The organism is Clostridium sp. DSM 17811, assembly GCF_018861905.1.
Classification (GTDB): Bacteria; Bacillota; Clostridia; order Clostridiales; family Clostridiaceae; genus Clostridium_AD; species Clostridium_AD frigoriphilum.
Genome location: NZ_JAHLDU010000002.1, coordinates 103,937 through 115,967 on the forward strand (window position 1 = coordinate 103,937; position 12,031 = coordinate 115,967).

Below are 12,031 nucleotides of genomic sequence, written 5' to 3' on the forward strand. Positions count from 1 at the left end.
TAAAATATATATATTAGATCAATCATTATGTTATAATATTGCATATAAAACAAGCTGCAAAATATTATAAATATCGATTAGATTTTATTAAGGGAGGAATTATAATGTTATATAGAAAGTTTGGAAAGACAAATGAAATGGTTTCAGCTTTGGGGTTTGGGTGTATGAGGCTTCCAATTCTTCCAGGAGGAGATCAATCCAAAATAGATGAGGAAAAATCAATGAAACTTGTCCGCTTCGCAATTGATGAAGGTGTTAACTACATAGATACTGCTTATCCGTACCATGGGACAGGTATGGGTAGTGGCGGAGCAAGTGAACCATTTGTAGCAAAAGTGTTAAAAGATGGATATAGAGAGAAAGTTAAACTAGCTACAAAACTTCCTAGTTGGCTTATAAAAACAAGAGAAGATATGGACAAATATTTAAATGAGCAATTAGAGAGACTTGAGACAGACAGTATTGATTTTTATTTAGTACATGCTCTTAATGTTGATACCTGGGCTGTGCTTAAAGATCTTGGGATTTCTGAGTTTTTAGATTCTGCTATAAAAGATGGAAGAATAAAATATGCAGGATTTTCATTCCATGATAAACTTCCTCTTTTTAAAGAAATAGTAGATTATTATGATTGGTCATTTTGTCAAATTCAATATAACTACTTAGATGAGAATTTTCAGGCTGGAACAGAAGGCTTAGAGTATGCATGTCAAAAGGGTCTAGGAATTACAATTATGGAACCGCTTAGAGGAGGAAAACTCGCAGCTAATCTTCCCAAAGAGGCTATTAATGTTTTTGATAAAGCGGATGTAAAAAGAACACCAGTTGATTGGGCTTTAAGTTGGGTATGGAACCATCCAGAAGTGTCAGTTATATTAAGCGGAATGAATGAAATGAAGCAAATTGTAGAAAATATAAAAACGGCAAGTGAGGTCAAAGTTAATTCATTAACAGATGAAGAATTAAAGATAGTTAGCAGAGTCAAGACTGTCATTGAGGAAAAAGTAAAAGTTAGTTGTACAGCCTGTGAGTATTGTATGCCATGTCCAGCGGGTGTAAATATTCCTAAAAATTTCACTTTCTATAATAATCATTTTATGTTTGACAAAGAGGAGAATTATTCTTTAGCAGTTCCCAATAAGGAAAAAGCATCAAACTGCGTAGAGTGTGGTAAATGTGAAACTCATTGTCCTCAAGGTATTTCAATTCGCACAGAATTAAAGAATGTTAAAGCATTATTTGAATAGAATATAAGAAATTAACACTGGCATATCATAACTACATTATGATATGCCAGTGTTTTTAGTTGCCATAAATATAAAATTTTACAAATATTAGGTTCTAATTTCCAGAAAAAGGAGTAATAATTAAAGTAGATGAATTTAATAAAATAAAGGAGACTTTATGAAAAAAAAATCTTATCTATTTAGAAATAAGAATTTTTCTGAGTTTAAGTTCGGAAAAGTAATTATTGTTTTTTTTGTAATAGTTAGTGTAATTATATTTTTTCCACATTTCTTTAGAAATACTTATGTAGTAACAATTGAGAGTAAACGAATAATAAAACATGATAATAAGGATACGTATTTAATTTATACGGAAATGCAAAATGGTGATATAAGAGTATTTAGAAATGATAATAGTATATTAGAATTTAAAATACTATCAGAAGATATATATTGGGGACTTATAATTAATAAAAAATATGAAATTAAAGCATATGGATTGAGTATACCAATATTTTCATCTTATCAAAATATTGTAACAGCTAAAGGGGTAAAATAGCATTCTATCTTACCCTCTTTTATAAACTGGCTACTTTGCTTCCTATAACATAACCTACAATACCTAAAATTAATGTACATAGAATGTATATAAAAGCATTTAGTTTTTCTCTTTCCTTAAATAGGTTAAAACCTTCATACATAAAAGTTGAAAAAGTTGTGTATGCGCCCAGGAAGCCATCCCCTAGGAGCAGTGTTACATTACCGCTTACTCCAATTGTGCTTACAAAACCAAGCAAAAGCGCACCTGTAATATTGATTATAAAAGTTCCTATTGGAAAAGAGTGTTTTGATTTTTCACTTATAAATTTACCAAGGCTATACCTAACCAAACTTCCCGCGGCTCCACCGACTGCTACTAACACGTATGTCATTAATTAGACCTCCTACAGCTCATCCTAGTCTACATCACTAGGGCTTCTTCTAGTTATAAAAATCGGAACTACCTCTCTTGCAACTACAACTCCAAAGTAAGCGGCGGAAAGTCCAAACATTGCAGAGAAACCAATATAAGATATGGAAGAATAATAGTTTCCTTGGTTTATAAGATTTACAGTTTCTTTGCAAAGTGTAGAAAAAGTTGTGAAGGCACCCAAGAATCCGGTAGCAATGCCTAGTCTTATATCAGAATCCATCTCATAAATCTCAAAGGCAATAGTTAGTATAAGGGATAATAGAAAAGTACCAGAAATATTAATTAGCAAAGTATTTATTGGTATAACCTCTTTATAATGATAAATGTGTATGCTTTTTATAACATATCTTAATACAGCCCCCAGCATACCACCGATGGCTATAAATGTGTACTTTTTCATATTTTTGATTACTCCTTTAACAAAATCTATTTTATTGAAGTTTCAATTTCAGCTATTTTAGTGTCTATCTCCTCTTTTGATATAGCGCTCAAAAATGTAAAATTGCACTTTAAGGCTTCTTTTAAATTTTCGAGTGCTTCTTGAGGTTTATTTAAATTTAGCAGAGTAGATGCATAGTAATAATAGGCTGATGGAAAAGAGGGTTTCTCTAACATTAGTTCTTCATATAGTTTTAAAGATTTATCATATTCACCTAACATATAATAGGTAGTTGCTAAATTATCTATTATGCCTGCGTTTGATGAATTGAATTTATATGCTTCAAGATTTATCTCTAAAGCTTTAGTACAATTATTTTGTAAAAGCAAAAAGTAACCTAGATTTTGATATATAATAGAAGATTTATATTTATTATATAAATTCATAAGGATATTAACTGCTTCATCTATATTATTTCTTTTCCACAAGACAATTGATATATTGAGCTTTATATTGATTTCATCATCAGCAGTTACTTTTTTCTTTGAAAGTTGGTTCAATAAATTTTCTGACTTATTTAAGTCACCTCTTAAAAGCAAATAGTATATGTAGTATAATTTTATTTTCATAGGTGAGAAATTTACATTATAGGCTTTTTCGAAGTATTTATAAGCTTCATCAATTTTATTCCTTTTATATTTATTGCTTCCAATATAATAAATAATTGTTGCAAGATTCATACGTACTAAATATAAAATAATAAAAAGAAAAGCTAATAATTTATTTATCGCTATGAAGATAAATAATGCTAAAACAAAAGCTATAATATTCATATATTTTTTTAAACTCATTTTATAACACCTTCTTATTGTATATTTATTATAACTCAAAAACCTAATATATTGCAATAAACTGTTTGTAATCACAAAATATTTTAAAGGTCCTTAATCTAACCAAAACAGTTGTAAAATTTATTTTATAACTGGAGCTTTTGTTGAATGATATCCTTTACAAAATATAAAAAAGGTATAATATATAATATAAGGTTAATAATGGAGTAAATAATTAAATTTTTAAATATACCCCATCAGATTTTGATTTCTTTGAATATATAGATAATTAATTTATAATATAGAGAGGAAGGTAAATCAATGAAAGAAGAAAAGAACACGCTAAAAATAGAGATAAAAGATGAATCTAATATAACAATAAGCGAAATGTCTGGGATGAAAGAAATTTCGCTTATACACACCAAAAAATATAAAAAAGGGGATAAAATTTGTTTTACTAATTTATCTGGTAATAAATATTTAGTTATTAATATAGATAATGAATTATCAGAAGCGTTAATATATGTTCCGGGAAATATACTAGAATTTTCTATACCATTTGGGGATGATTCCATACCATATTCATTATGTTCATTTAAGGGTAGCAATCATACTATTGATATGCGTATTGCGACAAATGAAGAAATTTATTGTTATAGAAACCTTGCGAAAAATGTAATGGATAAGAGGTGCGACACAACATATTATCCTCATGTTACGGCAAATGTTGAGACTAGGAATGAGGCGGTTTTTGCTGCTAGAAATACAATTGATGGGAAAACAAATAATCAGGGGTATGGAGTATGGCCATATGAATCTTGGGGGACAGGGCAAAGAGAAGATGCAGAGTTACTTCTAAATTTTGGTAGAGAAGTAGAGGTGGATAAAATTGCTTTATACCTAAGAGCAGATTTTCCACATGATACTTATTGGAATAATATAACAATAGTATTTTCTGATGGAACCCAAAAGAATGTACGACCTATAAAAACCAGTGATGCTCAATATATTGAGTTTGACAAAAAAAGAATTAGTTGGGTTAAATTAATGGATTTTAAGATGGCTGATGAACCATCAGAAATTGCGGCGCTAACAGAAATTGAAGTTTATGGCACTGATATTAACGGAGATAAGAAAAATAGTGATATATTTAACTAATTAAAAAATGGAAACAAGAGATAATGCAAATTCAACAAGAAATATGTCAAATTCTTACTTTACAAGTTTGCGATTTTTGTGTATTATAGTATCTATGTTCAAATATTATAAATATTTGTTGATAATATGTTGAAGCATAAAATTATTTGTAGGAGATGGAGAATTGAACAAAAAAATTATTTCAGCAATGATGGCACTTGCTTTAACAATGAGCATTGGATATACTAGCGTATACGCAGATACTGCTTCTGATAAGGCAAAAATAAAGCAGGTTCAAACTCAAAGAAGTAGTCTTGAAACCAAAGTAGAGATGATGGATAGTCAAATTGAAAAAATTATGTCTAAAATCGATAGCAATGAAAAAAATATAAATAATACACAAAATAATATTAAACAATCTAAAATAAATATTGCAAAAGCACAAGATGATATTAAAGCAGAACAAGTACTCTATGATAAAAGAATGAGAGTAATGTATATGAATGGTACATCAAGCTATGTAGATATTTTATTAGACTCAAAAGGTCTAGATAATTTTATATCTAGATTAGAAGATGTAAAAACCATAATAAACTTTGACCAAAAGATTATTGATGATTTGCAAACAAAAAAGGAAGCAATTAGTTTAAAGAAGGTAGCGTTAGATAAAGAAAATACAAAATTATTATCTTTAAGAGTTGACAATAAAAATACATTAAGCGGTTTAACTAAGCAAAAAGCAGCACAAGATGTATTGGTAGCGCAATTAAATACTCAAGAAGCTAAGTATACGGCGCAACTAGCAGCAGACCAAGCGGCGGCAGCAAAACAAGTAGCGATTGCAAGGCAAGCAGTTACAGATGCAAAAAATGCGACTGAGGCAAGACAAGCTGCGGCAGAAAATCAAGCTGCATCAGCAAATCAATATGCACTAAACCAATCATCAGGTCAGACTCCTAGTATAAGTCCTTCTAGAGGTGGATCAGGAGCTTCAGCTAATGCGCTTATATCATATGCTTCACAATTTCTTGGCATTCCTTATGTTTGGGGTGGGACAAGCCCTTCAGGCTTTGATTGCTCTGGATTTACACAGTATGTGTTCGCACATTTCGGAGTAGACATACCAAGAGTTTCAGAAGATCAACAAAATGTAGGTACACTTGTATCTAGAGAAAATCTTCAACCAGGAGATTTGGTGTTTTTTGGATCGCCAGCTCATCATGTAGGAATATATGTTGGAAATGGTAATATGATAAATGCACCTCATACAGGCGCTGTACTTAGAATTCAATCACTAAATAGTGACTTTACATATGGACGTAGAGTTAGATAAAAGATTTATATGTTTTTTCAGTCAATAATTCATATAAAAAAAGCATCTATATTAATTTATAGATGCTTTTTTAGTGCTTAATAAAAGAATTTATCAAGAAAATCTACTTGCAATTGTGAACTTTTTGTTTAGTTATCCGTTATATTAATGTAGAAACATCTAAATTAATATATAAAAGGGAGATAGACTAATGTTAGAAATTAAAAATTTTTCAAAGGTATATAAGGGTGGAAAAAAAGCCGTGGATCATTTTAATCTTACAGTGGAAGCTGGAGATATTTATGGGTTTATAGGTCACAATGGAGCTGGAAAGAGCACAATGATAAAAGCCATTGCAGGAGTACTTGATTTTGAAGAAGGGGAGATTTTTGTTGACGGACATTCAGTACAAAAGTTTCCGTTAGAGTGTAAAAAAGTAATTGCCTATATACCAGATAATCCAGATTTATACGAGCATTTAACGGGAATTCAATATTTGAACTTTATCTCGGACATTTTTAAAGTTGGAAAAGAAGAGAGGGAAGAGCGTATTCGTAAATACAGTGTATTATTTGAAATTACTAGTGTACTCGGAGATTTGATTTCTTCTTATTCACATGGGATGAAACAGAAACTTGCTTTAATTTCTGCCCTAATTCATAAACCTAAATTACTATTGCTCGACGAACCATTTGTTGGATTAGATCCAAAAGCATCCATGATATTGAAAAATACAATGCATGAAATATGTAAACAAGGAAGCGCTATTTTCTTCTCTACCCATGTGCTTGATGTTGCGGAGAAGCTTTGCAGTAAAATTGCGATTATTAAAGATGGAAAGCTTATTGAAGCAGGAGTTACAGAAAACTTAATTAAAAATCAATCATTAGAATCACTCTATATGAAGGTGGCAGAAAATGAAAAATAGCACTTGGATTCTTTTAAAAGCGCAGTTTCTTAATCAGTCTGGAGTGAATACCTTTCGATATGAGAAGGATAAAAAGAAGAAAAATAGAGTTATTATATTTGCTGTTGCAATGACTATAGTCGTGATTATGATGGCAGTATATTGCTTTATGACTGCGTATGGTTTGGGTAGCATTGGGCTAACGGGGATTATTCCGGGATATGCATTTACCATTACAAGTGTGATTGTAATGCTCTTTACTATATTTAAAGCAAGTGGTACATTATTTGCATTTAAGGACTATGATATGCTTATGGCATTACCGGTTCAAACAACTACAGTAATAACAAGCAGATTTTTATTGATGTATGGAGCAAATGTGATTATTTCAATTCTTGTTATGCTTCCTATGGGGACTGCCTATTGCTTATTCGCACATCCACAGATACTATTTTATGTGATTTGGTTTGTTTCTATGTTTGTAACACCACTTGTGCCAATGACAATAGCTGCAGTACTTGGAGCAATTATTAGTGCAATTTCATCCAGATTTAAACATACTAATATGGTCAATATCGTACTATCATTTATTTTAACTATTGGTTTTATGGGTGTAAGCATGAGCGCAGGAATGATGAGTGGCGGCCAAATAAATATTAAACAAATAGCGTCTCTTGGTACGATGTTATCCCATAAAATGAATCAAATATATCCATTAGTAAGTATATTTGAAAAAGCAGTTTGTAAGTATAATATAATTGCATTTATCACGTTCCTTTTAATATCAGTTATTTGGTACTATGTTTTTGTGAAAATTGTTTCTATTAAATATATAGCCATTAATACTGGACTCACAACATACCAAACCAAATCCAATTATAAATTGCAAAGTTTAAAAGTGACGTCTACTTTTATGGCATTACATCGAAAAGAAATGAAAAGATTTTTTTCATCCTATCTTTATGTGCTTAATTTTGGAATGGGAGCAGTGCTTTTACTTATAATGTCCATAACATGTTTCATTTTTGGTGTAGATAAGCTGCAGCAACTAGTTGGAATGCCAAATATAAAACCTATAATGATTAACTTTGTGCCTTTTGTGATTTCTGGAATGTTATCAATGACGTGTACCACTGCAGTATCACTTTCACTAGAAGGTAAAAACTTATGGATATTGAAATCTGCACCTATAGAAGCAGCAACTATATATAGAAGTAAAATGTCAGTAAATGCAACAATTTTATTACCTATATCATTATTAAGTTCTTTATTTATGAGTCTTTGTTTAAAGCCGACAATTATGACTGTTGTATGGATGTTTGTGACACCTCTTGTATATGTTGCACTTACTTGTGTTTGGGGGATATTCATTAATCTTAAAATGCCTAATTTTGAATGGGAATCTGAAGTAACTGTAATAAAGCAAAGTATGGCATCTGTATTTGGAATTCTGGGTGGAATGTTATTTGGTTTTATACCTATGGTGATTTTACTAATGTTACCAGGTATAGACAAAAATTTACTTACGGGAGTGATTACCCTTGCAGTGATAGGTTTTACATCGTTTCTTTATATAAAAGTGTGTGGAACTAAGTTACCTTAAGTTTCATTATATATATGAATATCGTATACCATATATACAAAACATATATTATTAATATGGCGGTCACTATGATATAATCATATTCGCATGGAACAAAACATGCAATACTTTTTATATTGGAGTGATGATTTTTGTTTAAACTTTTTAAATTTTTAAAACCATATAGGAAACAATGTATCTTAGGACCCACTTTTAAGCTTATTGAAGCATTATTAGAACTGTTGCTTCCAACACTTATGGCACTTATTATAAATAATGGTGTAAGCTCGCATGATACAAGCTATGTGCTAAAAATGGGCGGAATTATGTGTTCTATGGCCGTATTAGGATTTTGTAGCTCTATGACATGTCAGTATTTTGCTGCACTTACATCTCAAGGATTTGGTACAACTTTGCGTAATAAATTATTTGAACATATATCTACGTTTTCTTATGTGGAAATAGATAAGTTTGGTGCCGCGTCACTAACAAATCGTATTACTAGCGATGTAAATCAACTCCAACTAGCAGTTGCTATGCTTATTCGTATGGCATTTCGTGCACCCTTTATATGTATCGGTGCAATTATTATGTCAATGTTATTAGATATTAGATTAGCTCTAGTACTTATAATAGCTACGCCTATTTTTGGAATTATTATATATCTTATCATAAGTAGGACATCTCCACTTTATCGTAAATATCAAAACAAATTAGATAGACTCGGTATAGTAGTTCGTGAAAATCTTTCTGGAGCACGGGTAATTCGTGCATTTGCAAAAACAAAGAACGAAGAAAAAAGATTTAAAGCTACAAACGATGATCTAACTTCAACAGCAGTTTTAGTTGGCAAAACCTCAGCTCTCTTAAACCCTCTCACAACTCTTGTTATGAATGTAGCAATAATTGCTATATTATGGGCTAGTAGTTATCATATTAATGCTGGTACCCTTTCTCAGGGGACAATTATTGCATTTGTAAATTATGCTACGCAAATATTATTAGCACTTGTTGCATTATCAAATCTTGTTATCATATTTACAAAAGCATTTGCTTCGGCTAGCCGTGTCAATGAAATACTTGATACTGCAACATCAATAAAGGACAATGGTAATAAGGTAGAAACATCTTCTCGTGGAGACGATGTTTTAATCGAGTTTAAACAGGTTTCTTTTGCATATGACAGTGCCAGCGATTGCGAGCTAACTGATATTAACATAACAATTAACAGGGGGGAAACAGTAGGCATTATAGGAGCTACCGGTTCAGGTAAATCAACTTTCATAAATTTAATTCCAAGATTTTATGATGTTACTAAAGGTGAAATAATAATAAAAGGAATAAATGTTAAAGATTATTCTCTAAGAAAACTTAGGGATAAAATTAGTATGGTACCACAAAAATCTGTGCTTTTTACTGGTACTATTTCAGACAATATTCGTTGGGGAAAGAAAATAGCCACTAGCGAAGAAATCATAGATGCTGCAAAAACAGCTCAAGCAAACGGATTTATAAAAGATCTACCAAATGGTTATAATACACAAGTAACTCGTGGTGGTCTTAATTTTTCTGGCGGACAAAAACAAAGACTAACAATTGCTAGAGCAATAATTGCAAAACCTGAAATTTTAATACTTGATGATTCATCTAGTGCACTTGATTTTTCAACTGATGCAGCACTTAGAACTGGACTTAAAAGTCTCAGTGATACCATGACTGTAATTACTGTTTCTCAGCGTGCAAGTTCTATAAAACATGTTGATAAAATTATTGTATTTGATGATGGGAAAATAGTAGGCGTGGGTTCACATGAGTATCTTATGAAAAATTGTGAAACATACAAAGATATATGTTTTTCACAGCTTTCAGAAAAGGAGGTAAACAAATAATGAATAAAACTATATTTAAAAGAATTATAAAATATATGTCAAATTCTAAAATATATGTTGTATTTTCGCTTATAAGCGCAATCATAACAGTAATTTTAAGTCTTATTGCTCCACTATTAATAGGTAAAACTATAGATAAGATGATAGGAAAAGGTCTTGTTGACTTTAGTTATGTATTCAAAATTATTATTGCAATAGCAATAGTTTATGTAGCTGGAAACATATTTAATTGGCTTTTGATCTATTTAACTAACTTAATCGCATTTTCATCCGTTAACCATATGAGGCAGGATCTTTTTAAAAAAACAAATAAACTACCATTAAATTTTTTTGACACCAATCCTCATGGCGATACCATAAGCAGGTTCGTTAACGATATAGAAACAATTTCAGACGGTATGATTCAATGTTTATCCACACTTATCACCGGTATTGTTACAATAATAGGTGCTATAGGCTTTATGGTCTACTTAAATCCTATTATGACATTAGTAGTTTTGATTTTATCTCCAGCTTCATATTTTATGGCGAGATTTATAACAAATCGTTCTCAAAAAATGTTTAAAAAGCAGGCTAAATTTTTGGGTAATTTAAACGCTTATGCTGAAGAAATTATAGATGGTCAAAAAGTTGTAAAAGCGTTTAATTATGAAGATGAAACCATTAATAAATTTAAAGAGATAAATAATGATTTATATAGTGCAGGTGTAAAATCTCAATTTTATGGTTCGTTATCAGGTCCAACTACAAGAGTTGTAAATAACATAATTTATTCACTTATTGGTATTATTGGAAGTTTTGCTGTGATCTTTGGTAAACTCACAATAGGTGATATATCAAGTTTTCTTATTTATGCTACATTATTCTCAAAACCTTTAAATGATATAACCGCAATATTTACACAAATTCAAGCAGCTGCAGCTTCTGCTGAGCGTATCTTTTATGTGATTGATATGGAACCGGAAATAGCTGACAAAAAAAGAACAATAAATCTTCATAATAATGAAGGGGTGATTTCTTTTAGAAATGTAAATTTCGGATATACATCTAATCATCCTCTTATTAAAAATTTTAATTTAACTGTAAAACGTGGTAGCCGTGTTGCCATAGTTGGTACAACTGGCGCAGGTAAAACGACTCTAGTAAATTTATTGATGAGATTTTATGAGATTAACAGTGGAGGTATATTTATTGATGAGGTTAATATAAATGAAATAAGTCGTGATAGTCTACGTTGTAATTTTGGAATGGTCCTTCAAGATACATGGCTCTTCTGTGGAACTATAAAGGAAAATATAGCCTATGGTAAAGCTGATGCAACAGAAGATGAAATAATAACTGCAGCCAAAGCCTCAGGTTCTCATAGCTTCATACGTCGTTTACCTAAGGGTTATAACACCGTAATTACTGATGCAGGTGAAAATCTCTCACAAGGTCAAAGACAACTGCTTACTATAGCAAGGGTAATGCTTGCTAATGCGCCTATGTTAATTTTGGATGAGGCTACAAGTAATATAGATACAATAACTGAACTTAAAATCCAAAAAGCATTTATTAAAATGTTAAAAGGAAGAACTAGTTTTATTATAGCTCATAGACTTTCCACAATAAAAGAATCTGATATAATTTTAGTCATGGATAATGGTAATATTGTTCAAAGTGGAACCCATGAGGAATTATTAGAAAAAGGTGGACAATATTCACAACTTTATAATAGTCAGTTTGCTGCAGTTTGATTGTTATAAAATTCTAATGTTTTTGCTTTTAATTGCAAAATGACTGTGTAAAAACGAATA

General features: G+C 30.8%; 11 protein-coding genes. 8 read left to right on the top strand and 3 right to left on the bottom strand.

The features are described 5' to 3' along the window. Positions 1 to 104: 104 nt before the first annotated feature. Both KPL44_RS03090 and KPL44_RS03095 read left to right on the top strand, forming a co-directional pair. Positions 105 to 1,247: an aldo/keto reductase gene (locus tag KPL44_RS03090; protein ID WP_216247299.1), complete on the top strand. Its 1,143-nt coding sequence runs from the start codon at positions 105 to 107 to the stop codon at positions 1,245 to 1,247. A gap of 157 nt (positions 1,248 to 1,404) precedes the next feature. Further along, positions 1,405 to 1,785, top strand: a complete 381-nt coding sequence (locus tag KPL44_RS03095) for a DUF1523 family protein (protein ID WP_216247301.1) — start codon at positions 1,405 to 1,407, stop codon at positions 1,783 to 1,785. Positions 1,786 to 1,804: 19 nt separating this feature from the next. Here KPL44_RS03095 and crcB (KPL44_RS03100) read toward each other — a convergent pair whose 3' ends face one another. The 3 genes from crcB (KPL44_RS03100) to KPL44_RS03110 are packed head-to-tail and all read right to left on the bottom strand — an operon-like array spanning position 1,805 to position 3,429. Next, positions 1,805 to 2,158 (bottom strand): fluoride efflux transporter CrcB, encoded by a 354-nt coding sequence (gene crcB, locus KPL44_RS03100; protein WP_216247303.1) that lies wholly within the window; start codon positions 2,156 to 2,158, stop codon positions 1,805 to 1,807. A 24-nt stretch (positions 2,159 to 2,182) separates the two neighbouring features. After that, positions 2,183 to 2,599 (bottom strand): fluoride efflux transporter CrcB, encoded by a 417-nt coding sequence (crcB, locus tag KPL44_RS03105; protein ID WP_216247304.1) that lies wholly within the window; start codon positions 2,597 to 2,599, stop codon positions 2,183 to 2,185. Between the two features lie 26 nt (positions 2,600 to 2,625). Beyond that, complete coding sequence (locus tag KPL44_RS03110; RefSeq protein WP_216247306.1) at positions 2,626 to 3,429, bottom strand: tetratricopeptide repeat protein; 804 nt, start codon at positions 3,427 to 3,429, stop codon at positions 2,626 to 2,628. A 300-nt stretch (positions 3,430 to 3,729) separates the two neighbouring features. Here KPL44_RS03110 and KPL44_RS03115 point away from each other — a divergent pair, with 300 nt between their 5' ends. The 6 genes from KPL44_RS03115 to KPL44_RS03140 all read left to right on the top strand — a co-directional run bounded on the left by KPL44_RS03115 (position 3,730) and on the right by KPL44_RS03140 (position 11,971). After that, positions 3,730 to 4,566, top strand: coding sequence for a DUF7402 domain-containing protein (locus KPL44_RS03115; protein WP_216247307.1), 837 nt, complete (start codon positions 3,730 to 3,732; stop codon positions 4,564 to 4,566). Between the two features lie 163 nt (positions 4,567 to 4,729). Continuing rightward, on the top strand, positions 4,730 to 5,878 hold the full coding sequence (locus KPL44_RS03120; protein ID WP_216247309.1) for a C40 family peptidase: 1,149 nt from the start codon (positions 4,730 to 4,732) through the stop codon (positions 5,876 to 5,878). A gap of 190 nt (positions 5,879 to 6,068) precedes the next feature. Next, positions 6,069 to 6,785 (top strand): ABC transporter ATP-binding protein, encoded by a 717-nt coding sequence (locus KPL44_RS03125; protein ID WP_216247312.1) that lies wholly within the window; start codon positions 6,069 to 6,071, stop codon positions 6,783 to 6,785. Next, the gene (locus tag KPL44_RS03130) at positions 6,775 to 8,367 is read left to right on the top strand and encodes a hypothetical protein (protein ID WP_216247314.1); all 1,593 of its coding nucleotides are present in this window, start codon (positions 6,775 to 6,777) and stop codon (positions 8,365 to 8,367) included. Before KPL44_RS03125 ends, KPL44_RS03130 begins: the two co-directional genes overlap by 11 nt. A 131-nt stretch (positions 8,368 to 8,498) precedes the next feature. Then, positions 8,499 to 10,235 (top strand): ABC transporter ATP-binding protein, encoded by a 1,737-nt coding sequence (locus tag KPL44_RS03135; RefSeq protein ID WP_216247317.1) that lies wholly within the window; start codon positions 8,499 to 8,501, stop codon positions 10,233 to 10,235. Continuing rightward, entirely contained in the window at positions 10,235 to 11,971 is a 1,737-nt protein-coding gene (locus KPL44_RS03140) for an ABC transporter ATP-binding protein (RefSeq protein WP_216247319.1), read from the top strand. The genes KPL44_RS03135 and KPL44_RS03140 overlap by 1 nt, the downstream gene beginning before the upstream one ends. The last annotated feature ends 60 nt before the right edge of the window (positions 11,972 to 12,031 follow it).

Bases quoted from the DNA above. Each gene is read 5' to 3' on its own strand.
- KPL44_RS03140 (WP_216247319.1), top strand. From the start codon at position 10,235: ATGAATAAAACTATATTTAAAAGAATTATAAAATATATGTCAAATTCT.
- KPL44_RS03090 (WP_216247299.1), top strand. From the start codon at position 105: ATGTTATATAGAAAGTTTGGAAAGACAAATGAAATGGTTTCAGCTTTG.
- KPL44_RS03115 (WP_216247307.1), top strand. From the start codon at position 3,730: ATGAAAGAAGAAAAGAACACGCTAAAAATAGAGATAAAAGATGAATCT.
- crcB (WP_216247303.1), bottom strand. From the start codon at position 2,158: ATGACATACGTGTTAGTAGCAGTCGGTGGAGCCGCGGGAAGTTTGGTT.
- KPL44_RS03095 (WP_216247301.1), top strand. From the start codon at position 1,405: ATGAAAAAAAAATCTTATCTATTTAGAAATAAGAATTTTTCTGAGTTT.
- KPL44_RS03125 (WP_216247312.1), top strand. From the start codon at position 6,069: ATGTTAGAAATTAAAAATTTTTCAAAGGTATATAAGGGTGGAAAAAAA.
- KPL44_RS03130 (WP_216247314.1), top strand. From the start codon at position 6,775: ATGAAAAATAGCACTTGGATTCTTTTAAAAGCGCAGTTTCTTAATCAG.
- crcB (WP_216247304.1), bottom strand. From the start codon at position 2,599: ATGAAAAAGTACACATTTATAGCCATCGGTGGTATGCTGGGGGCTGTA.
- KPL44_RS03110 (WP_216247306.1), bottom strand. From the start codon at position 3,429: ATGAGTTTAAAAAAATATATGAATATTATAGCTTTTGTTTTAGCATTA.